The 20,026-nt window shown below is 53.2% G+C and carries 24 protein-coding genes; 15 read left to right on the top strand and 9 right to left on the bottom strand.

The annotated features are described in order from the left end of the window. Positions 1-60: 60 nt before the first annotated feature. A complete protein-coding gene (locus tag SH573x_RS14145; protein WP_479356041.1) occupies positions 61-1,161 on the bottom strand; it encodes an SAM-dependent methyltransferase in 1,101 nt (366 codons plus the stop codon). A 256-nt stretch (positions 1,162-1,417) separates the two neighbouring features. On the opposite strand from SH573x_RS14145, the gene SH573x_RS14140 reads away from it, so the two are divergent. The 9 genes from SH573x_RS14140 to SH573x_RS14100 all read left to right on the top strand — a co-directional run bounded on the left by SH573x_RS14140 (position 1,418) and on the right by SH573x_RS14100 (position 7,339). Further along, the gene (locus tag SH573x_RS14140; protein WP_479356039.1) at positions 1,418-1,756 is read left to right on the top strand and encodes a hypothetical protein; all 339 of its coding nucleotides are present in this window, start codon (positions 1,418-1,420) and stop codon (positions 1,754-1,756) included. Between the two features lie 185 nt (positions 1,757-1,941). Continuing rightward, positions 1,942-2,544, top strand: coding sequence for a helix-turn-helix domain-containing protein (locus SH573x_RS14135; protein WP_479356725.1), 603 nt, complete (start codon positions 1,942-1,944; stop codon positions 2,542-2,544). Beyond that, positions 2,544-3,101: a GNAT family N-acetyltransferase gene (locus tag SH573x_RS14130; protein WP_479356037.1), complete on the top strand. Its 558-nt coding sequence runs from the start codon at positions 2,544-2,546 to the stop codon at positions 3,099-3,101. The genes SH573x_RS14135 and SH573x_RS14130 overlap by 1 nt, the downstream gene beginning before the upstream one ends. After that, a complete protein-coding gene (locus SH573x_RS14125; protein WP_479356036.1) occupies positions 3,098-3,463 on the top strand; it encodes a cupin domain-containing protein in 366 nt (121 codons plus the stop codon). The genes SH573x_RS14130 and SH573x_RS14125 overlap by 4 nt, the downstream gene beginning before the upstream one ends. A 46-nt stretch (positions 3,464-3,509) precedes the next feature. Further along, positions 3,510-3,974, top strand: coding sequence for an OsmC family protein (locus SH573x_RS14120; RefSeq protein ID WP_479356034.1), 465 nt, complete (start codon positions 3,510-3,512; stop codon positions 3,972-3,974). Positions 3,975-4,268: 294 nt separating this feature from the next. Beyond that, the gene (locus tag SH573x_RS14115) at positions 4,269-4,637 is read left to right on the top strand and encodes a hypothetical protein (protein WP_479356032.1); all 369 of its coding nucleotides are present in this window, start codon (positions 4,269-4,271) and stop codon (positions 4,635-4,637) included. Continuing rightward, on the top strand, positions 4,628-5,041 hold the full coding sequence (locus SH573x_RS14110; protein WP_479356030.1) for a VOC family protein: 414 nt from the start codon (positions 4,628-4,630) through the stop codon (positions 5,039-5,041). The genes SH573x_RS14115 and SH573x_RS14110 overlap by 10 nt, the downstream gene beginning before the upstream one ends. Before the next feature lie 650 nt (positions 5,042-5,691). Further along, a complete protein-coding gene (locus tag SH573x_RS14105) occupies positions 5,692-6,123 on the top strand; it encodes an OsmC family protein (RefSeq protein ID WP_479356028.1) in 432 nt (143 codons plus the stop codon). 247 nt (positions 6,124-6,370) lie between these two features. Further along, positions 6,371-7,339, top strand: coding sequence for a hypothetical protein (locus SH573x_RS14100; RefSeq protein ID WP_479356027.1), 969 nt, complete (start codon positions 6,371-6,373; stop codon positions 7,337-7,339). A 276-nt stretch (positions 7,340-7,615) separates the two neighbouring features. On the opposite strand, the gene SH573x_RS14095 is transcribed toward SH573x_RS14100, so the two are convergent. The 4 genes from SH573x_RS14095 to SH573x_RS14080 form a co-directional block, all read right to left on the bottom strand. Next, positions 7,616-7,909 (bottom strand): DUF1330 domain-containing protein, encoded by a 294-nt coding sequence (locus tag SH573x_RS14095; protein ID WP_479356025.1) that lies wholly within the window; start codon positions 7,907-7,909, stop codon positions 7,616-7,618. A 37-nt stretch (positions 7,910-7,946) separates the two neighbouring features. Beyond that, complete coding sequence (locus SH573x_RS14090) at positions 7,947-8,699, bottom strand: SDR family NAD(P)-dependent oxidoreductase (protein ID WP_479356023.1); 753 nt, start codon at positions 8,697-8,699, stop codon at positions 7,947-7,949. A gap of 65 nt (positions 8,700-8,764) precedes the next feature. Next, positions 8,765-9,646, bottom strand: a complete 882-nt coding sequence (locus SH573x_RS14085) for an RNA polymerase sigma factor (RefSeq protein ID WP_479356021.1) — start codon at positions 9,644-9,646, stop codon at positions 8,765-8,767. Positions 9,647-9,868: 222 nt separating this feature from the next. After that, positions 9,869-10,921 carry a linear amide C-N hydrolase gene (locus SH573x_RS14080; protein ID WP_479356020.1) on the bottom strand — a complete coding sequence of 351 codons (1,053 nt, stop codon included), beginning with the start codon at positions 10,919-10,921 and terminating at the stop codon, positions 9,869-9,871. Positions 10,922-11,619: 698 nt separating this feature from the next. On the opposite strand from SH573x_RS14080, the gene SH573x_RS14075 reads away from it, so the two are divergent. Further along, the gene (locus SH573x_RS14075) at positions 11,620-12,174 is read left to right on the top strand and encodes a peroxiredoxin family protein (protein WP_479356018.1); all 555 of its coding nucleotides are present in this window, start codon (positions 11,620-11,622) and stop codon (positions 12,172-12,174) included. Here SH573x_RS14075 and SH573x_RS14070 read toward each other — a convergent pair. From SH573x_RS14070 to SH573x_RS14060, 3 genes are read right to left on the bottom strand one after another with little or no spacing between them, the layout of a single operon-like run. Beyond that, positions 12,166-12,819, bottom strand: coding sequence for a hypothetical protein (locus tag SH573x_RS14070; RefSeq protein WP_479356016.1), 654 nt, complete (start codon positions 12,817-12,819; stop codon positions 12,166-12,168). The genes SH573x_RS14075 and SH573x_RS14070 overlap by 9 nt on opposite strands. A gap of 24 nt (positions 12,820-12,843) precedes the next feature. Next, entirely contained in the window at positions 12,844-13,236 is a 393-nt protein-coding gene (locus tag SH573x_RS14065) for a DUF1801 domain-containing protein (RefSeq protein WP_479356014.1), read from the bottom strand. Positions 13,237-13,276: 40 nt separating this feature from the next. After that, a complete protein-coding gene (locus SH573x_RS14060; protein ID WP_479356013.1) occupies positions 13,277-13,897 on the bottom strand; it encodes a hypothetical protein in 621 nt (206 codons plus the stop codon). A gap of 209 nt (positions 13,898-14,106) precedes the next feature. Between SH573x_RS14060 and SH573x_RS14055 the strand changes: the two genes are divergently transcribed. Then, on the top strand, positions 14,107-14,439 hold the full coding sequence (locus tag SH573x_RS14055) for a hypothetical protein (protein WP_479356011.1): 333 nt from the start codon (positions 14,107-14,109) through the stop codon (positions 14,437-14,439). Positions 14,440-14,671: 232 nt separating this feature from the next. Here SH573x_RS14055 and SH573x_RS14050 read toward each other — a convergent pair whose 3' ends face one another. Continuing rightward, complete coding sequence (locus SH573x_RS14050) at positions 14,672-15,793, bottom strand: YhaZ family DNA alkylation repair protein (protein ID WP_479356010.1); 1,122 nt, start codon at positions 15,791-15,793, stop codon at positions 14,672-14,674. 321 nt (positions 15,794-16,114) lie between these two features. Here SH573x_RS14050 and SH573x_RS14045 point away from each other — a divergent pair, with 321 nt between their 5' ends. The 4 genes from SH573x_RS14045 to SH573x_RS14030 all read left to right on the top strand — a co-directional run bounded on the left by SH573x_RS14045 (position 16,115) and on the right by SH573x_RS14030 (position 20,021). Continuing rightward, on the top strand, positions 16,115-16,537 hold the full coding sequence (locus tag SH573x_RS14045) for a GntR family transcriptional regulator (RefSeq protein ID WP_479356008.1): 423 nt from the start codon (positions 16,115-16,117) through the stop codon (positions 16,535-16,537). A 2-nt stretch (positions 16,538-16,539) separates the two neighbouring features. Then, positions 16,540-17,460: an ABC transporter ATP-binding protein gene (locus tag SH573x_RS14040; protein WP_479356006.1), complete on the top strand. Its 921-nt coding sequence runs from the start codon at positions 16,540-16,542 to the stop codon at positions 17,458-17,460. 96 nt (positions 17,461-17,556) lie between these two features. Then, positions 17,557-19,209 (top strand): ABC transporter permease, encoded by a 1,653-nt coding sequence (locus SH573x_RS14035; RefSeq protein ID WP_479356004.1) that lies wholly within the window; start codon positions 17,557-17,559, stop codon positions 19,207-19,209. A 50-nt stretch (positions 19,210-19,259) separates the two neighbouring features. Further along, positions 19,260-20,021 carry a YqjF family protein gene (locus tag SH573x_RS14030; RefSeq protein WP_479356723.1) on the top strand — a complete coding sequence of 254 codons (762 nt, stop codon included), beginning with the start codon at positions 19,260-19,262 and terminating at the stop codon, positions 20,019-20,021. The last annotated feature ends 5 nt before the right edge of the window (positions 20,022-20,026 follow it).

The raw sequence follows: 20,026 nt of genomic DNA, 5'->3' as shown, positions 1-20,026 counted from the left end.
CCGCAATGCTAATATTCATTGATCGCCAACTGATTATCGGCGGTCTTCCTGCTGTCACAGTTACTCGCTGCGCCGCAGTAACGGCTTGTGCACATAGTCCGTGGGCACTGATAGGATTGGATCACTTAGACAAGCATCAGGCCGACGGCGACCGATCACACGGTTGTACCCGAGGTAGTGGCCACTATCGGCTTCAAGGGTTTCGATTTCCAGACGGTTCTCCGGAGCAATGGTTTGAATCCACTCAAGCCAAAGCCGCCATCCATCGGGCATAGAATCGGCGATCTCCACAGTAACAGCGCCAGTCCGTTCCCAATGGTGACGCCACCAACCCGCAGAGTGCATCGACCACAAAGACGGCTCAGCCTCGAGCCACTTCGTAAGATGGTCGGGAGCTTCGCTTTCGATCTCGTTTACGAAGCCAGCGAGCGCGATGGCAATTGTTCCACCCGGCTTTACGAACCGTGCCAGATAATTCAAATAGTGATCATCGGTGCCAAAGTAAGGAAAAGCGTCGATCGATACGATCGCGTCAAAGAACTCCGATGCGAACGGCAATGTACGCGCATCAGCGTGGATGGGATAGATGTTGCGATCAAAACCTGAATCACGGATACGTTTCAAATTCTGCGTCGGATCAAACCACAAATCTGTAGCCCAAACCGTTACCTCGTATTCCCTCGCCAGAAAGATTGATGACGCCGCGCGTCCGCATCCCAAGTCTAAGATGTTCATTCCGGACTTAAGATCAAGGTCAGATGCCAGCCAATCAACGAGCCAAATAGAATTGGCACCCCCGCTTGCGCTTTCGAGAACCCATTCAGGATTATACTTATTTGACCGCGGCAAATTGGAAGCCATAAAACGCTCAGTCATTGTCTGACTCTCCAGTAACGGCCAACAACCTATTTGTACGTTCTCAAGTCTACAAACCGCGGCCGGGCACTGGGTTGCTCCCGGCCAGAGGGAAACTTCAAAAAAGTGATTTCCCGTTGCGCCCCAAAGGTAACAGGCCATCACTTGTGAATCAAGCATCGCGTCTCCTCGGTCCACCATCCCTTGCACCTTTGTTGTCAGCGCCACGAGTTTGAGGATGCATGGTAAACCCGTGGCGTTTTGCGAATGTTCGACGGGAACCTGCTGGAGTTGTAGCATTTGCATCAACAGCGGTTGGGATGGCCGTTTGTCCATTCGATACAACGCGGAGGGAAAGAAAATCGTTCCAACGCAGCATTCTGGCATTACGCTGCCAAATAACCAAGCATGAACGCATCTGCGCATGCTGTGCTTTGGCTGTACTGACGGTCGTGAAACTAACGAGAGTTTTTGCGAACGCTAGAATGAATGTATGACCCGCCCTATGCATTGGTCCAAACATGTCGGAAAGTTACTTGAGGCAGAGATGGCAGGAGTGAGTATGAGTGATCGCGCGAGACTATCCGACCTGTTTATCGCAACTGCAGTCGTGGCAGCATTTGCGACTGCCCCGACATTTGGATCTGCTCTACCAGGGTTTATTGCGCTCACGCTGACCTTTCTCGCGGTATGGAATCGGCCGCTGATTTTACGCTTCTGGGCGTGCGGAATGATTGGCCTGGGAACGGGGCTCTTTTGGGCTGGCGTCTACGATCTCCAAGGTTTTTTCTTCCAGCGAGCTGAGACTGTCGGCTGGGGAGCTGGGCTTGTGCTTGGGACGATTGCGGCAATCGTGTTGTTCATCGGACCGTTAAAGATCAAAGATGACGAACATGTTTAACGCGAACAACTTGGTCACAACGGATTAATGCACTACCGGTCAACCGCGGCTAACGCCGTCGGCTTACCCACGTAGGTCCGCCTTTCCGAGGCGGACATCGGCGCCTCGGAGAGACGCCGCTACGTGGAACGTCTTCGCGAGGTTCTCTTGACACGGAGCCACGAGCATGGACAATAGTGTCCATCATGTTGGAAACTACAGGTGATATAAATCAACGAATTGCGGGGCAAGTCCGGCGGTTGCGAGCGGCGGCGGGTTTGTCGCTAGATGCTTTGGCTGCGAAAACCGGGGTCAGTCGGTCGATGTTGTCGCTCATAGAACGTGCTCAAAGCAGTCCCACGGCGGTGATTCTCGAAAGACTGGCTGTCGGTCTGAACGTGACGCTGGCGACGTTGTTCGAAGCGGCTGCTGAAACCGAGGTTCCTAGTGAACCCATTCAGCGGCGTGCTTGTCAAGCTCAGTGGCGTGATCCCGAGACGGGATATGTCCGAAGAAATCTGTCGCCACCGCATGTGCCACAGCCGCTGCAACTGGTGGAGATCGAGTTTCCAGCGAAAGCCCGCGTCGTTTTTGAAAGCCAAGGACGCGACGTGGCGATCTATCATCAGTTCGTAATGCTAGAGGGAACCATCGACATCACTTTCGAAAACCAATGTCATCGCCTCAAGGCGGGCGATTGCCTGGCCGTGAAGATGGAGGGGACCAACGTCTTTGAGAATCCGACACGTAAGCCTGCTCGCTATCTAGTGGCCTCAGTGACGGAAGTCACTTCCAGGAGAAAAACGTGATGCATCAGCACCTCATCGAGCGACTTGTGGAACTGACCGACGAGCACATTCAAGGTCTGTGCGCTGTGTTGGCCGATTGCGTAGAGGGCGGGGCTTCGGTCGGCTTCATGTCTCCCTTCACTCAAGACAGAGCCGTAGAATTCTGGAGTCGCGTTGCCCAAGCGGTGGCAGCGGGCAAACGAGCATTACTTATCGCTAGGGACGAACTGGGAATCTGCGGCACGGTGCAACTGATACTCGATCTGCCGGAGAACCAGCCACATCGAGCCGATCTGGCGAAGATGCTAGTCCATCGCCGCGCGCGACGACGAGGTCTGGGAGCCGAACTGATGCGGGCAGCAGAAGCGATGGCTCGAGATTGTGGCAAAACACTGCTCGTACTGGATGCTGTCACCAACGGAGATGCCGCTCGGCTCTACGAACGTCTCGATTGGATCCGCGTGGGTGACATTCCTAACTACGCACTCATGCCCGATGGCTCACCGTGCAGCACAACGTGTTACTACCGTAATTTGAGTGACTTGAAAACTGATGCGCGACTGGACTCAAAAGCATGACTAATACTTCCATTAACTTCCGGGAAAAACTGAGCCAGTTCCAGGATCAATGGTCGCCGAAAGTGATCGCCGAGCTCAATGACTATCAGTTCAAATTAGTCAAAGTCCAGGGCGAGTTTGTCTGGCATGAACATGCGGAAACAGACGAAGCGTTTATCGTGTTGGCGGGCCGATTGAAAATCGAACTCCCGGAGACGACTGTCGAATTGACTGCGGGTGAATTATTCGTGGTGCCACGCGGAATCCAGCACAAGCCATCTGCGGACCAAGAGTGCCATGTGCTGGTGATCGAGCCACGCGGCGTCGTCAACACCGGCGACGTCGGTGGGGACATGACCGCGCCGAACGATGTGTGGCTTTAAAGTTTGATAATCGACCCAATCGCAACCTATCGAGGAAAGATTTTCTATGGGCACGTACGCGGCCACCATCACGTGGCACAGAAACGAAGCGATCTTTACAGACAAGCGTTACAGCCGCGCCCATATTTGGCAGTTCGATGGCGGTTGCATCGTGCCTGCGTCGTCTTCGCCACACATTGTACCGCTTCCGTATTCTGACGCGTCAGCAGTTGATCCTGAAGAAGCATTCGTGGCGAGCTTGTCAAGTTGTCACATGTTGTGCTTCTTGTCCATTGCTGCCAAGCGCGGGCTGGTCGTCAACATCTACCGTGACGATGCACAAGGCGTGATGGAGAAGTGCGCTGATGGTAGACTGTCGATTACCGTGGTCACATTGCGGCCCTGCGTGACCTTCAGCGGTGATCAGATTCCGTCCACACTAGATATTCACGCCATGCATCACGAAGCCCACGAAGAATGCTTCATCGCCAGCTCGGTGAAAACGGATGTTCGTTGTGAACCGGTGCTATAAACTGAATAGGCACATCTTGACAGCAGTATGCCGTCAAGAGGAACGTTGTAACTAGGGTTTCACAGCCAGCGGTGGGCGCGATCTGGCCAGTCTGTCATCGGCGCAACGAGACACGCACGTTAGTGCCGGAGCAGTCCGTTTCAGCTGCCAAGATGTGAAATTTAGAAGAGATTCCGTTGACTTTAAAGTTAGCCCCCAACATTGCCTGTTGAGAGATGAAGAGTCAGAATTTGATACGCGATTTCGCCAGAGTTGTTCCAATCCTCATGTTTTCGATACGTGGACGAAGACTTGATGGCGATTCGATTTCGACCAGGTGGCAAGGTTATGGACGCGTCGCGCATGAAAGATTTGTATACAGCACTTGGACGCACACCCTTTGTTTCACTCTACGGAAGTTCGGCCCGCACTGAAGACCTCGCTGAGTACCTGACTGTCTACCATGTCACCCAAAAGCTGCATCAGCCATTTCGAATCTCTGTATACGACGGCGAGCGCGAAGTGCTCCTTCATGATCCGATGGCTTCTGAGATCACTCGAAGTCGATTCGAAACTATGCGACAGTTCTACGAATCCACTAGCGACAAACAATCGCAAGGCGTCAATCGAAACGTACAACAGCATGCCCGCTCGCAGAGAGCAGAGTCCCTCAAATGCCAATAAAACTACAAGGACTATGTCCTCTTCTTCAGGTATTCGACATGCCGACCTCTCTTAAATTCTACAGGGACATACTCGGTTTCTCCGAAGTAGCCAAGTCCAGCGAGGGTGAGGAAGCTGACTGGGTTTGGTTGAAACATGGGGCTGCCGAATTGATGTTGAACACAGCCTATGAACGCGATTCGCGTCCAGCGAAACTTGAAGCAAGTCGCACTAATGCTCACCATGACACCTGCCTGTATATGGGATGTGAAAATCTCGACGCAGCCTTTGCAAGCCTGATCGAAAGCGGCATAACGGCGGATGCACCCAAGATTGCTCCTTACGGTATGCGACAACTGTATCTGTCAGATCCTGACGGTTATCAAATTTGCTTGCAGTGGCCGGCCGACGCTGTGTCAGGCTAGACACATGGGCACCTAGAGCAATCAATCCCCTGCACTGTCAAAGTCCCATCAACGGATCGAACGGAATCGCACCATGGCGTTTCGCTGCAACTTCTCCGGTGAGCTTTGGAAGTATGGTGGCCACGTAGGTCCGCCTCTCCGAGGCGGACAACGGCGTCTCGGAGAGACTACTCACGCGAGTTTCTCTGCCGATCGGTAATCATAGCGTCGCTCCCAATTGGCTGTGATTTATCACGTAGGTGGCGCCTCTCCGAGGCGGACAACGGCGTCTCGGAGAGACTACTCACGCGAGTTTCTCTGCCGATCGGTAATCATAGCGTCGCTCCCAATTGGCTGTGATTTATCACGTAGGTGGCGCCTCTCCGAAGCGGACAACGGCGTCTCGGAGAGACTACTCACGCGAGTTTCTCTGCCGATCGGTAATCATAGCGTCGCTCCCAATTGGCTGTGATTTATCACGTAGGTGGCGCCTCTCCGAAGCGGACAACGGCGTCTCGGAGAGACGCCGCTACGTGAGACCGATCTAGCGTGCCGATGCTAATATCATTCGGCATTCCATTTGCTAGATCTAGCACTCTTCACCGACAAGTGGCAAAGGTTTTGTGCGCATGCTTGTCAATTTATTCCCTTTACACCTGTGAGAGTTTGATATGAAGATGGTACGAAAAGGCTCGGTAGTTTGGCAGGGCGGAATCAAAGAGGGTAAAGGGGCTATATCCACCGAAAGTGGCGCATTGAAATCGTACCCGTACGGATTCGCCAGCCGGTTCGAGGGACAACAAGGTAGTAATCCAGAAGAGTTAATAGGAGCGGCCCATGCCAGCTGTTTCACGATGGCGCTGGCTCTCATACTCAGCGAAGCCAAGCTAACCGCTGAGAAAATGGAAACAGAGGCAACGGTGACCCTGGAGAAGGTCGAGCAAGGGTACTCGATTACTTCCATTCACTTGGCGCTCGTTGCAAAAATCCCAGATGTGAACCAGTCCAAATTTGAAGAACTCGCGGACAAGGCGAAAACTGGTTGCCCAGTATCCAAACTGTTCAACACCAACATCACCCTCGACGCCAAGCTTGAAAGTTAGATTGTCCGCGAATGCATGTCCTGACATACTCTCCATCTTTTCGAAGTGTCACATTTAAGGCGTTGTCCGAGTCAACGCAGCCTCCGCTGCCTGATCCAGGTTCCCTTGGGGCCGAGAAGTGAACTTCATCGACCCAGCAGGCGTGTGCTGGCATGTGATGCAGCAGTGAAGTGGTATCCGACTTTCGATGTCAATAGAGAACCTACGACACGGTGATATTTATCTTTCGACAAGAGGAAGAGGATCGATGACGCGCTACTTCTATTGGACTGAGAGCCACTCGGCGAGGTTTTTGACTGTCTTGGAAGACTCAATGGAAATGAAGTTCATAGAAGCCAAGCTTGGGCAACTTGGTGTCAGGCACTTATCGCGGGACATGTCGGCCTCAGAAATTGCTGAGAATATTGAACAAGCATTGGAGTTTGGTTTCCGCGAAGTAAGTGAAGTCGAGTTTTCCAAAGAGCAGGCCAGGATCAGGATGGAACTTGAGAAGTTGACTACCGAGCCCAAAGTTCCCGAGGCAACAATCGCTACCTGGCAAGATCTAAAAAGTGAGTTCAAAGAATATTTGTCTAACGATCCTGAAGAGTATCTGCCTCAGACATTGCAGTCGTTCTGTGTCTATGAAGAACCCTGTCGACTGAATTGTGATTTAAAGATCTCGTTCGACTCAGAAGGCCCGACTACTCAAACGGCGGGACGCAATTTGATTTTTAAGCGAGGCTTGACGATCGACGGTAACTTCGATGCTGGTGGCTTTACGACAGAGTTGCCACAGTTGGTGATCGTCAACGGCAACCTGCAGGTCAAGAACCTTATTCTGACAGGTTGGGTGGAGGTCATTGTAACTGGCGATGTAAAAGTCGATGGCGTCCTGTTTGGCTATGATGGCGAAGCAGGTGGCCGGCTAAAGGTTCAAGGCAACCTGACTGCGAAGCAAGTGTTGGGCGGGATGATGTACAACATCGAGATCGCCGGGCAAACAGAAGGAGCGGTGTATTGGACGGATGATGACGAAGCGACCGTGCCTAAAGCCACAACAGTTCCTTGCACTCTTTCAGGAGCAGTAGTTGAGTTTCAAAAGCACACGCCTCTGGTCAAAGAGGCATACGACGTCGACAGCAATTGGGCCACTGGTGAAGAGGTCCAGACGCATGACTTTACACCTTCGCAGGTGGTTGAACTTATCCGCGAAGGCAAACGAGTATTCTCCTAAGCGGTAGCGGAATGCGTCAAGCATTTCGGGGTTGCAGGTACGAAAGCCTTGACGCCTTCCGCTACAAAGATCGAGAGAGCCTCATAGCATCCAGTAGAAGCCCAGTTGCAACCAGGCTCGTTCCGCCATTTCCAAAAGCAACTCACGTAGGCGAGTCTCTCCGAGACTCGCAGTCTTGAATTCAATCAGCGTCTCGGAGAGACGCTGCTACGTGAGACGCTACCACGTAGGCCAGCCTCTCCGAGACAGGCAAATCGGCGTCTCGGAGAGACGCCGCTACGTGGGAGTCCCTTCGACAATCAGTCCCCGGTAGATTGCGCCACGGTGTCGGTGGGCGGCCGCTTCCTGGTAAACAGGGCTGTCGTACCATTGGCGAGCGGCTGCGGCACTTGGGAATTCTGCAATCACTACTCCTTCAACGTCTGGCCCCTCAAGCGTCATGTGTGGACCGTAAGCCGAGAGCACCTTGATCGGAACTCCTTCCAGCGTGGCTGCAACCTTGGCCCAATACGCTTCGAGCTCAGCGCGATCGAGCGTTTGCTCACGAATGAATAACATGTAGGCAGGCATCGAAATTCTCCAGATAGAAGTTAAGTTTGAATGTTTGTCAGAGGCCACCGGTTGCATGGATGATTTCTCCAGTCAACCATTCGGAATCCTCTGAGGCTAGAAAGGCGACAACTCGCGCGATATCCAGTGGCGTGCCCATGCGTCCCAAGGGAGTCATACTGACAAGTTGCTTCTCGATATCGCTGCCCACGCCGTATAACCCAGCTTCCTTTGTGCCTTCGCTGAGCGTGGCCCCTGGATTTACGGAGTTGACTCGAATTCCTCGCGAGGCCAGTTCCTTGGCCAGCACACCTGTGATGGCGTCCAGGCCACTCTTGCTGGCTGCGTAAATCGAGAATCCAGCTGGCAAAGATCGAGAGGCAGCCGAGCCAATATTGATAATGCTGCCGCCACTGGAACTGAAGTGCTTGAGCGACTCGCGGATCGTCAACAGAGGGCCGAGCAGATTGATGTTCATCTCGCGATGAAACTCCGCTTCGGTAACCTCTGCAATGGGCATAGCTTGATACACGCCAGCGTTGTTGACCAAGATATCAATCGAACCGAACGCGCTGGCCGCCTGATTGAACATCCGCATCACGTCCTCAGCGTTGGCCACGTCGGCTTGTACGGCAATGGCCCGACCGCCGCTGCCATTGATCGAACGCGTGACCGCCTCTGCCCCGTTTTTGTCAGACGCGTAATTCACCACCACGGATGCCCCAGCTGAGGCGAGCTCTAGAGCGATACCTGCCCCAATCCCCTTGGATGCACCCGTCACTAAGGCGGTTTTTGCTTGCAGTTTGAACATGGTTTGTCCTCCTACCACTTTTGACACCATCGAAGGAGGACTGTGACAAACCTGTCGCATTTTTTTCAGTTCAAGTGCAATGTATCGCGGATGTTACGTTGCGATAGCATTTTTCGCAGCCAAAGAACCTGGTCTTTCGGCTCTAAGAACGGATGATCGCGAAAGAGCGCCGCATACTGCTGATCCAAGACATCGTCAATGTGAGCAGAGGTGTCAGCGGCTACACTCCGAATTTTACTGGCATGTGAAGACGAAAACTTCAAGTTGTGTGGATCGACATGGCCTGCCTCAATAAAACCTTTGGTCTTCTTGGGGCAGCGACACGGGTTGTTGGCGTTAACGAGACCACATTGGTTGTTCATGAACTGGTACAGGTCGCGGCGTGAGCGAGACAGTGACTGACGGAAGTTGTCAGGCGATATCTCGAGGATCTCGCTACCGACTGAGTCGCTAACACCGAATATTTCTGCCAAGACAAATACGAGCCGTTGTTTCCGATCAAGACACAGCAGCATGCCCATCGTGCAAGAGAGCTTGGCTTCCTCAACCAACAGCGGCACTTCGACCGGTACCGACTTCGGATCGGGCAGGTCAAGGTCAGGCGTGCCGTTGATCGCGTCAGCGTAGCTGGAGAAAGTCTGATTCTCCGCTTCACCGCCCCGACGCTTCATGTTCAGCACATGATTCGCGGTGATTCGATAGAGCCAAGTGCGGAACTTGCTTTGCCCATTGAATGTACTGAGCCGCGTAATGACCTTGATCAAAACTTCTTGGGTGACTTCTTCAGCATCCTGTGGATGAAACACCATACGCAAGGCGATATTGAAGATCCAGGCTTGATGACGAAGTACCAGTTTCTCGATAGCAGATTGGCTACCCTGCAGTGACTGTTCGATCAACTCGTTGTCGGTGGATTCATCGACTGATTCGGCGAACGGATTGTGCATGGCTTATTCTTCCTTCAGCAACAACGGGACTTCATCGGCGAACGGCTCACGTAGGTCAGTCTCTCCGAGACTGACATTCGGCGTCTCAGAGAGACGCCGCTACGTGAATAATCTATAAAGGCCCAATCCCAAACCTTGTCGGCGTTTTCTGACTGGCAGAAGGGGCGAGAATTTGCGTTAGCAGAATTAGTGAGCAAGCTATCGCACACGCTTCTTAGAAAGCTATTCGGGAGCCAAAAAAACGAAAGGTTCAGCTGCTTTGAAGCCGTCGGTTTGGTCTCCGCCAATCACGGATTTTCCATGGAGATCCAATTTACGAACTCCCGTACCCTCTGCGAAATCAACGCGCTTCAAGTCGACCCACACGATACTGGGACTCGCAGTGTCCTCGAAGTAGTAAACACGATTTTTCTGATCGGCGACGGTTCGCCAAATGGTGGACGATATATTGGGTTGGTTGGGCGTGCTGATTCCTCGCGGAACGCTGACGTTGCGCATGACACGGAATACTGCGGCCACCGCTTCTTTGGAGTCAGCCGATTGCTGAGCGGCGTTGACATAGAAACTCGCGCGGGCAAATCGGTCCGCTGCGCGATTGGTTCCGGGCAGCATTACGGTTCCGCCAATCTGTTTCCAATACTCATTGAGAGCCAATTGTTGGTCGTATTGCGGTGAATTGGTCATCACCTGGAACTGCCGGCCATGGTGAATCACCAATTTCCCGCGGATGTACTCGAAAATGGCTGAGTCGCCTGACGGATCAGAAATCGATAAGTGGATCTTGCCTTCAACTCCATTGGGCGCCACCACGCTTACCGGACGGAAAGATTCATTGCGAAGTGCTTTAACTGCCTCATCGACCGTTTCGAAACTATCGAGCACATACTGAGTCCAGGCCGAAATCGACATCAACGGCCGGTTGTCACCCTGAGGACTGGGATACTCGCTCTCGACGAGAAACAAAAGGTTGGCAACAAGCCCCTTCTCATTCATCCCATCGGCTGTTCCTGCCTGGTAGACCGATGCAATGACGCTGCCGTATTTGCTCGTCCACTTAAAACCTCTCTCGCCCATACCACCGTCCCGCTTCAGGCCTCGCGGAAAGATCCACAAGTCCGTGTGCATATCTTCCTGCCAGTCCATGGTGCGTCCGGTAACGGTCTGTCCCATCTGACCAAAATAGACAGCGCGACTACAAGCATCCGCCATGTTGATAGGAAGCGCCGCAATGCAAATGCAAAGCCCGGCAACGGCTTGTCGTAGACTCGTCTTCATACAGATGTCTCCACGTTCGTAAGCAAACCAACCATTATCTTACAGGCTGCACCTTTGGAGTGCGGTGCCCGAGGCACCGCTTTGATGTAAGCGTTGACTGAATCGCAGCCTGTACGCACGTTGGGTAATGGCGGCCACTGGTGCGAGCAGGCTGCGGTGCAGTTTGGTTAGTACATCAAAGCTGTGGCTGCGCCACAGCACGCCAGACTCTTCCAACGTAGGACGGGTCTCCAGGCCCGTCCACTATCTTTTTTTTAGATTGCTCAATGTTGGTCGCGTGAACATCGGGATGCGGACGGGCCTGGAGACCCAGGGGCTTTACGGGCATATATTTTAAGTAAGAGCGAGTAGCTTTGCCGTTGAATGGTGGCTGGAGGCCACGTTTCTAAACCGAAATGGGTAATCGATATTAGCATGCCTGGTGTGTAGTCTTAAAGCCCTGGGTCTCCAGGCCCGTCCGCCATATTTTTTAGATTAATCAATGTTGGTCGCGTGAACATCGGGATGCGGACGGGCCTGGAGACCCGTCCTACGAAACCCAAGGACTTTTTTCTTTCGCCAGGGACGTAAGACCTTAGCTTGAGGTGACGTCTATACTCTTGTCTGGCAGGATACACGGAACCTACCCGGGCGCGACGTGACGGTCTAAGAAGTTTAGCGACGCAACTTTAGCCGAAGATAGTGGAGATGAATTGATCATGAATCGGACAACGATTAATTGTATGTGTCTGTTGGGGGCCCTGTTGGCCGGTTCGGCTTGGGCAGCAGAGCCGATGACGCCGCGGGTCGGAGATAAAGCGCCCGATTTCACACTGCCCTCGCTGGCTGGGGCCGATGTGACCTTGTCTAAGTTAGTTGAGCGCGGACCTGTAGTAGTAGTGGTCCTGCGTGGCTATCCCGGGTATCAGTGTCCTCTATGCACCAAACAGGTCGGGAGCTTGATCTCGGCTGCCAAAGAATTCGAAAAACACGAGACTCGTGTGGTTTTGGTCTATCCCGGCGAAGGCCAGCAGCTCAATGAGCGAGCCTCGGAATTTCTGAAGGGAGTTCAATTGCCTGATCAGTTTACTCTCGTGCTCGATAAAGACTACGTGTTCACCAAGTCCTACGGGCTGCGTTGGGATGCGGCTGCCGAAACTGCTTATCCTGCAACCTTTGTCATTGACAAATCACAAAAAGTCCATTGGTCTGTGATTAGTAAATCGCACGGTGGCCGCGCAGAGACGAAACGCATACTCGATGAACTACCTTAGTCCAAGTTGCTTGAGCAATCTCTGACCCGCCTTTAATGTCTGTCGTTTGGGGGTGAGGGTGCTGGGGACTTTGCCAAAGGCAGTGATCAGCATATCTTCGGAAACTTCCGGAGCGTCCCAGTCCAAATTGATAAACAAGCGTTTGCAGATTACGAACGTTCCCCAGCGTTTTGCTCGTTGGTTATTGTCCGCCTCCCATTGATCAAATGTTGCCGAGGCTCGATTCTTAACGCGTTTTGGCAGTTTTTGATGGCTCTTGGCCATTGGAAAGGCCTGGTTGCGTGGGACCATACAATTTTTCGGTAGCCGGAGACGCTGTTGGCGATACCATGCAGCACCTTCAGCGTGCGTCCCGTGAACCAGAATAACACGCAAGACGACTGCCAGCCGCTGGTGTTTGTAACCCATGCCATAACATCCCTTCTTCAGCATGTAGGCAACTAAATCGCCTTTCTTGAGTCGCCGCACCAAAGCGCGATTTCGTCCGCGGCCCAGACAGCTGATGGCGGGATACTCATGCTCAAAGTCGGGTTCACGGCGGATCGAGCCATCAACGAAGGGTGGCAGCGAGTACTTAATGGCCGCATGACGCCCAGCTTTGGTGGTCACCAGCGGAGCGTAGGTGTTGAGGTAAAACGAACTCATGGTCGTAAAGCCGCAAGGTGCCAGCTAGGTTAGCTTTTCAAGCTTGCCCTTGCGTTTGACAATGTTCTTGTAGTCCCACTGAATCGCAATCGATTTTCTCAACCAACGACCAAGGGCGGCCTCGTCGATCTCTGAGAGCCCATTGTAGAAGATCGAAGCATCTTTGAACTTGGGGCCAACCACATTTAGCTCGGGTTCTTCAAAGTCTGCTCCGCTCCAAAACATCAAGCGTATGCCTGGCTTTTGTCGACTGTAGCCTACTATTGGATTGCCATCTAGAAACCAGACGGGGTGCGCATGCCAAATCTTGCTGGTCGCTCCAGACAAGTCGCGGTCGATCAAAGCGGCCAGTTTTAGACAAATGTCCCTATCAGATGGACCGAGTTGCTCGTTAAACGCGGCAATTGATTGTTCCAAAGCTGGCGCTCCCTTGGTATAGAAACGTGGCGCTGATTAACTACTTCTTCTCTACAAGTCGAACTGCCAGCTTAGATACGAGCTGTGGTATCAAGTTGATGGCGTCCTCTTCATAGGGTTCAAACAGTTCGTCACCGCCTTTGGCGAGTTCTAGAAACAACGTGAGGCGGGCTATGTTTCGAGCCAGGTTCTGACATTCCCACTTTTGAGTCTCCGTGCTCATCGGCGTCGCCAGAACTTGTTTGGCCTGGTCAACCTGCTCCAACAGATATCCGGGGTTATCGCGGGCGAAGCCGGGCTGAGTGAGGATGGCACTGAGCGAAGTTTGAATTTGTGACTTCCATTGGCCATTGCCCAAATGAACGAGCAACCCATGGTGTAAGGAAGCGGGTGACCAAATGTGGAAGTTGAATCGTCCTCTGGGCAATTCGGGAGGGGATGGTATGGCGACGATAACGGTCTCGGCGATGCGCAACGCATCGTGGCGACGTTCCAAGGCCCACAAAAATACTGTCAGATCGCTCATCTCCCACAGCGATTCAGCTTTAGTATAGGACCATCGCTTGCAGAGTGAGGTTTTGAACTTTTTCACGTATGGTACCGACTCGACATCCGGTAGTGCCTCGGCCGGCGGAAGGACTGCAGGTTTAGTCTTAGCCATTGTCATTCTCCAAAGCATGGCCAACGAATTGGGCGATGGCAGTGATGATGAGCGTAGCAGTTCTAGAATTCAAGAGGATTTCTCTACATTTGTCGCAGAGCAGCCATGCTGTAGCTGTTGAATGTGCTTTTCATATTGGAGTAGGATAGCAACGGCAACTGCAAATGTTTGCTGGGTATGCCGGATGAACTATTTTTAGCGGATCAACCATGGCCATCGGTGGTCTAGCAATTCTGATTTTTGTATTTGTGGCCGGTGTGTCGATCGGAATGGCACTCACCGCCATCGTGATGTCCGCTCGTCAGTCGACTACGATTGCATCTGACGAGCCGCCACAGATCACTAATTCGTCGAACCCGTATGAGCCCTCGAGCATTGCGCCGCGAAAAATTCGCACGCAAGCCGGCTGCGGATTTGTGGGCATCCTCCTGCTCATTCTCGGCGGATTGATGATGATGGCCCTAATAGCGATCTTGACGTGGAGAGTCAGCAGTGTAGCGCCGGCTCCACCTCCTCCGCCACAAAGAGCCGTGAATCCCTAGATTGTTGGCCTCATCTCAGCTCGCGCTCTCGCACTCCTACTCGAAGTCGTTGCGCGTGGGAGTAGGAGTCAGCGCGCGGCTGACAAAGTGGGGCCGCGTCGAGACAATCCGACAAAGCAGCGGCTGTCCATGTAAACTGGTTCAACTAAGCCGTAGGCGTTAGCCGGCGTTGGCCTCGGTTATTGAACGTTCACGGCCGTTGGACGCAGCAACCGGGGCTAACGCCCTCGGCCTAGACAATCGTGAATGATTGGGTACCAACTGACTGGCCGTTGATCTGAATGGTTAGATGGTGCTGGCCAGGGTAGAGTTGATAAGTCGTTGCCTGCGCGTGCAGCTTGTGGTTCTTGCGCACGATCCGAGTCTCGCCCTTTTTCAGTTCAAGCTTGGCAGCCTTGAAGATCTTGATCGACCGTTTGCCGCCGGCCTTTACAAAGTCGATGGCGTAGTCGACCACCAAGGACTCATCGCGCAAGGCCGTGATCTCCACCGTGAACTCGAGCGTGTCGCCAGCAGTCAGTCTGGGTTGGGCCACCGTGATAGCGCCAATGGTTAACTTAGGAGCTGGATTGAATCCGAGTAAACGCAACGAGTCTGAGTGACCACGTTTAATCAGCGTGCGCAGGGAATGACGCGTCATCCACTGTAACTCTGCGGAATCTTGCTTGGCTTGCTGATGCCATTTCTGAAGCGTTTGGATGACTAACTCCGGACTGGACTTGGCGATATCGTTCAAATGGTTGGCCACGCTGCGGGTCACGTAGCGCGTTGGATCGCCGTGGAGTTTATCGAGTAACTTGAGCGTCGCCTCGGCAGGCAGATTGATTCTTCCTGACCAAGGTAGCAGCGGACGCGTTGACTCGCTAACCAACCGCCTGACGTGGTAGTTGGGATCGCTGGTCCAACGCGCCAGCTCGCGCAGCGTTTCCTTGGGGAACTGCCGGAGAAAAGCGCGTAGTGCATCTTCCATCGAGAACCGCTTCGTGATTTCCTTGAGCGTGCAAAGAGCAAGCTCCAAATGCTCGCGGTGCAATCCGTTGCGGACCACAAACTCACCCAGCGGAGCGAAAATGAAGTCGCCAAAATCGTCATCGCTTTTGGTTTCGTCTAAGGGTGGTGGCAGACTGCCGACAATCAGCGCAGCTGCGTCTGGAAAATGAGTCGGGACATGAGCCGCGAGGACCTCGGCGATCAGGACAATTCGCTGCTTCAGCTCTAACTCGGGCAGTTTCTTCATAACGCTGGCCACGAACTTACGCTCAGCAAAGTCCGGGTGATGCGCGACCAAAAGAGTCGCCAGGTATTCGACTTTTGGGCGATTAAATAGGTGATCTTTTAGGCTGAAACCGGTCATATGCTTTTCGTTCGTGCCTCAGTGCTATTGGTCGTTTCAAACTGTCGTGATCATGGCTACTCCCACCGATTGAAGTCGACCTGTTTGCGATTGCGACATGCGTAGCTTGGTTGATTTTGCGACAAGCTTCAAGTAGCGACTTGGCTGGTCCTGATCTCAGCTGCCTGCAGACTGGGTGGTCAGCCTGTTGACGGCTGAGAAACCGGAGCTCCCCAATGCAAAAATCCGCTCAGTGACAAAATTAGCAGCTTGACACAACAGTACTACTGTACTATAACTGTGTACTCTGCTTCATTTGGAACGGATCGAAGGGGCGCTCCCATGTACATTCGAATCGAACGAGGGTCATCTTCGCCGATCTCACGGCAGATAGCCGAGCAGATACGGGCGCAGTGCCTGGCCGGGGTGTTGAAGGCGGGGCGTTGCCTACCCTCTGTACGGCAACTTGCCAGCGAACTAGGTGTCAACGTCAACACCATCGTCCGCGTTTACGAACGACTAGCTGCGGAGGGCCTGGTAGAAATGCGGCATGGAGAAGGCACATTTGTATTGCCGCCCGCACGAGCTTCCATAGTCGACTCTGAGCTTAAAGAACAAAGGGAACAATTTCGACGTGAGTTCGAAGCCGTTGTCCGGCGTGGGTTGTTGCTTGGTCTCTCCACCAGTGATTTGCGTGCCATGTTGACGGTCGCGGCCAATGAAGCCAAATCGATGATTCTCGAACAAACTCAAGCGGAGAAGTAACCATGAGTAACATGGCCATTGAAATTAGCCGGGTTTGCAAGTCATTCGGTCGGGAACAAGTGTTACAAGATGTTTCGCTGAGCATACCTGCCGGTCAAACGCTGGCCTTACTGGGGCGCAATGGCGCGGGCAAGTCGACGACGATCAAAATACTGTTGGGGTTATTGCCGGCCGATTCTGGTTCAGTCCGTCTAGATGGCCTGGATCCTGTCGAGAGTTCGACCAAAGTGCTAAGTCGAATTGGGTACCTGGCCGAAGACCAAACGATGTATGCCTGGATGACGCCCATTGAACTGTTTAAGTTCTTGGCCCCGTTTTATCCGAGTTGGGACACGAAATTAGCTCTCAGCTATCTTGAGCGCTTCGAAATTCCTGGGCATGCCAAAATCGGCAGGTTATCGAAGGGACAGTCCGTTAAGCTGGGGCTAGGGCTCGCCCTGGCTCATCGTCCAGCCATAGTTATCCTCGATGATCCAGCCATGGGCTTGGACCCGATCGCACGTAAGGAGTTCAACCGTGATCTAGTTGAGCATTTGCAGGTGTCCGGCGCCACAGTGCTTTATAGCTCACATCTGCTCGATGAAGTCGAAGCGGTGGCGGATGCGGTGGCCATCCTGGATGGTGGCAAGATTGTGCGTACTGGCTTGACCGAATCGATACGCGACGAAGTCAAGCAATTTATGCTGTCGTCGGATTGCGACCTGACCGAATTGAAGCCGGCGGGTTTGCTTGACGTGCGCCGCTTTGACGATCGTTGGGCAATCATCACGGATAATGCGGGACAAACCATCCGTCAGTTGTCCGCCAGGGCCATCGATTTTGATGTAATTGATTTGCGCCTGGATGAGATATTCGAGGCGTTTGTTATTGGCAGGGTACAAGGGTGGCCTAGTCAGCCAACCCGCGATGCAATTTCTGTGTAAGGAATCGTAACCATCAGTGCTAAGCACGTGGACACGCCCTAATCCCGAATTGGACGTGTGCACGTGCTTAGGGTTAGTGGCAGGGGGAGCATGTCGATGAATAGTCTAATCTGGAAACAATGGCATGAGTCCAAAGTGCACTTTTGGATTTTCAATGCTTGGATAGTCTTGGCCGCTGGTTACGCGATTGCGTATGAAGTGGGGCATCACTATCGCGCGGCCATTGGCAGCTTTAGCTCGGGAGCCATGCTGTACACGTTGATTGCTGCAATTATTCTGGCAACCCGTGCATCGCAAGGAGAGCAAGCCGCAGGTACATTGCCGTACACTCAGTCGCTGCCTATCTCGATACGCCGCGTGGCAACCGTACGCATCCTGGGCGCGATAATCACGCTTTCAACTCCGGTAGTGGTAGGCGCCTTGATAATGGCCGGTGCCTTGTCATCGGGGCTGATCGAACAAGCCGCACCGCGGACGGCGTTCATCGATTACATACAGATGCCGCAGAGACCCACTGGCTCCTTGCCCACTTCACTGGAACAGCTTGCGAGTGTGACGGGTGTATTGATTCTTGGCGGGGTTGAGATGCTGCTCGTCGTTAGTGTGATTGGTTGTTGGTTGCGCAATCAGGCTCAAGTAGGCTTTTTGGGAGCGGTAACTGCGTTGGCATCTTTGTTGACTGCGGAACTGCTCTGGTACAATCCGGCGCGCTCGACAATCGGACAAATGCTCTATGGTGCGATCCATCCCCGGTCTTTGATCATTTTTTGGGGATACGGGGATAGAACTGGCTCGTACGCTGATCATGAACTGGCCGAGCTTCGCTGGCTGGCCATGGGACTGGCGATTCCGTTATTAGCGATTATCGCTGGATGTTTTGTACTTGTTTATGGACGAGCAAACTCAGCGCCAGTCACGAACAAATGGACTCGTGCCCGATTAGCAATCCCATCGCTCTTGGGGTACGTCGCGGTGCCCTTACCGACACGTTGGCTGGCGCTTGTATGGCTTGAACTGCGGCAATCGCTGCCGCTGGCGTTCTTTGGATTGTTGTTCGCGGTACTTTCCACCATTGCTGTTCAGATCAGTCAGCCACACCCTGGCAGCGATTTTGCAACTGCCCTGCGGAGCAACGTACCGCATTCCGTGGTCTTTGTAGGCATGTTGTGGGTCGTGGTGGTTGGTTCGAGTCTTTACTCAGCGGATTTGAGCTCGAGCCTGGGTAGCTTTAGACGATCGCTACCCATTTCACATGCGACCTGGTTTTGGAACAAGTATCTGATTGGTTTGGCTGCTGTTTTGCTCGTGTTGCATGGACCAACCATCATGGTGGCGTGGAGTGCGCCACGGCAGGATATGACCAGTGGCATGAGCTATGCCTACATCGCATGCTTTCCAATTCTCCACGCGTTCATGTACTCTTTAGCAGTTCTGGGAACCTGTTGGTTCAGACAACCGCTTAGCGGCAGTGTCTTCGCGATCCTAAGCTATGTCGTCGCCACCATTGCGCTGACCTCGTTTCCCGCCAGCCTTTCTCTGGAGCCGGTAAATGTGTATAACGATCTGCTCTCTGACGAGCGCGCTGGCCGGGTAGATTTCACACGGCATGGATATCCACTTGTCTATGGTGTGCTAACCGCATCGACTATTGTCTGCTGCACGCTGGCGGGGCGCCTATCGAAGCCGTTTCGCACTAAGCACGTCGACACATCTCGAGATCTGAAAATGCCGTTAATTCCGACCGACTAAAACGGTCAGTGAGTAGTCAGTCCGAACTTCAGCCAACATCTGGGCCGTCGATGGTGCCAAACACGGATCGCACTTGGGATCTACCAAAGAAACCTTGGGTCATGCGCATGACCTGGTCTGAGTTGTTATTTGCACATTGGTCAGTTGCGCCAGAAAATTTGGCCCCGCTGATTCCTGAAGGACTTCAACTCGATACTCGTGATGGCAGAGCGTGGATCGGCGTGGTGCCATTCTTGATGTCGGATGTTGCCCCCAGATGTTGTCCAGCGATCCCAGGGTTGAGTCGTTTTCTGGAACTGAACGTTCGTACGTATGTGAGTTACGAAGGCAAACCGGGTGTCTGGTTCTTTTCCCTCGATGCTGCCAATCGAATCGCAGTCCGCGTAGCGCGGGCTACATTCAACCTGCCGTACATGGACGCGGCGATGTCGCTGCACCAGCCAGGCGATACGATTGCATATCGAAGCAGGCGAACTCACCGTGGAGAGCCTGCGGCCGAGTATGATGCCAGCTACCAGGCGACCGGCGATGTTTTTCGTGCTCAACCAGGCTCGCTTGAACATTGGTTGACCGCCCGATATTGCTTGTACAGTGCGGATCGCCAGGGCCACTTGTTCCGAGGCGAGATCGACCACCCGCCGTGGACTCTTTCAAAGGCCAGTTGTACACAGCGTCGCAATACGATGTGTGAGCCTTTGGGTATTGAACTAGTTGGCCAACCGCATCTTCTGTTTGCCCAGCCGATTCAGGTCCGCGCATGGATGGCAACCCACGTAGCCGAGTCTCTCCGAGACTCGCCTTCTCTACCATAATTATG

The sequence above is a fragment of the Rania fehmarnensis genome, from assembly GCF_056494185.1.
This window is presented reverse-complemented; position numbering and strand designations above follow the sequence as displayed.

What these genes read in the sequence shown, in the direction of transcription:
- SH573x_RS14145 (WP_479356041.1), bottom strand. Translation starts at nt 1,161, where the DNA reads ATGCAAATGCTACAACTCCAGCAGGTTCCCGTCGAACATTCGCAAAAC.
- SH573x_RS14140 (WP_479356039.1), top strand. Translation starts at nt 1,418, where the DNA reads ATGAGTGATCGCGCGAGACTATCCGACCTGTTTATCGCAACTGCAGTC.
- SH573x_RS14135 (WP_479356725.1), top strand. Translation starts at nt 1,942, where the DNA reads ATGTTGGAAACTACAGGTGATATAAATCAACGAATTGCGGGGCAAGTC.
- SH573x_RS14130 (WP_479356037.1), top strand. Translation starts at nt 2,544, where the DNA reads ATGCATCAGCACCTCATCGAGCGACTTGTGGAACTGACCGACGAGCAC.
- SH573x_RS14125 (WP_479356036.1), top strand. Translation starts at nt 3,098, where the DNA reads ATGACTAATACTTCCATTAACTTCCGGGAAAAACTGAGCCAGTTCCAG.
- SH573x_RS14120 (WP_479356034.1), top strand. Translation starts at nt 3,510, where the DNA reads ATGGGCACGTACGCGGCCACCATCACGTGGCACAGAAACGAAGCGATC.
- SH573x_RS14115 (WP_479356032.1), top strand. Translation starts at nt 4,269, where the DNA reads ATGGCGATTCGATTTCGACCAGGTGGCAAGGTTATGGACGCGTCGCGC.
- SH573x_RS14110 (WP_479356030.1), top strand. Translation starts at nt 4,628, where the DNA reads ATGCCAATAAAACTACAAGGACTATGTCCTCTTCTTCAGGTATTCGAC.
- SH573x_RS14105 (WP_479356028.1), top strand. Translation starts at nt 5,692, where the DNA reads ATGAAGATGGTACGAAAAGGCTCGGTAGTTTGGCAGGGCGGAATCAAA.
- SH573x_RS14100 (WP_479356027.1), top strand. Translation starts at nt 6,371, where the DNA reads ATGACGCGCTACTTCTATTGGACTGAGAGCCACTCGGCGAGGTTTTTG.
- SH573x_RS14095 (WP_479356025.1), bottom strand. Translation starts at nt 7,909, where the DNA reads ATGCCTGCCTACATGTTATTCATTCGTGAGCAAACGCTCGATCGCGCT.
- SH573x_RS14090 (WP_479356023.1), bottom strand. Translation starts at nt 8,699, where the DNA reads ATGTTCAAACTGCAAGCAAAAACCGCCTTAGTGACGGGTGCATCCAAG.
- SH573x_RS14085 (WP_479356021.1), bottom strand. Translation starts at nt 9,646, where the DNA reads ATGCACAATCCGTTCGCCGAATCAGTCGATGAATCCACCGACAACGAG.
- SH573x_RS14080 (WP_479356020.1), bottom strand. Translation starts at nt 10,921, where the DNA reads ATGAAGACGAGTCTACGACAAGCCGTTGCCGGGCTTTGCATTTGCATT.
- SH573x_RS14075 (WP_479356018.1), top strand. Translation starts at nt 11,620, where the DNA reads ATGAATCGGACAACGATTAATTGTATGTGTCTGTTGGGGGCCCTGTTG.
- SH573x_RS14070 (WP_479356016.1), bottom strand. Translation starts at nt 12,819, where the DNA reads ATGAGTTCGTTTTACCTCAACACCTACGCTCCGCTGGTGACCACCAAA.
- SH573x_RS14060 (WP_479356013.1), bottom strand. Translation starts at nt 13,897, where the DNA reads ATGGCTAAGACTAAACCTGCAGTCCTTCCGCCGGCCGAGGCACTACCG.
- SH573x_RS14055 (WP_479356011.1), top strand. Translation starts at nt 14,107, where the DNA reads ATGGCCATCGGTGGTCTAGCAATTCTGATTTTTGTATTTGTGGCCGGT.
- SH573x_RS14050 (WP_479356010.1), bottom strand. Translation starts at nt 15,793, where the DNA reads ATGACCGGTTTCAGCCTAAAAGATCACCTATTTAATCGCCCAAAAGTC.
- SH573x_RS14045 (WP_479356008.1), top strand. Translation starts at nt 16,115, where the DNA reads ATGTACATTCGAATCGAACGAGGGTCATCTTCGCCGATCTCACGGCAG.
- SH573x_RS14040 (WP_479356006.1), top strand. Translation starts at nt 16,540, where the DNA reads ATGAGTAACATGGCCATTGAAATTAGCCGGGTTTGCAAGTCATTCGGT.
- SH573x_RS14035 (WP_479356004.1), top strand. Translation starts at nt 17,557, where the DNA reads ATGAATAGTCTAATCTGGAAACAATGGCATGAGTCCAAAGTGCACTTT.
- SH573x_RS14030 (WP_479356723.1), top strand. Translation starts at nt 19,260, where the DNA reads ATGGTGCCAAACACGGATCGCACTTGGGATCTACCAAAGAAACCTTGG.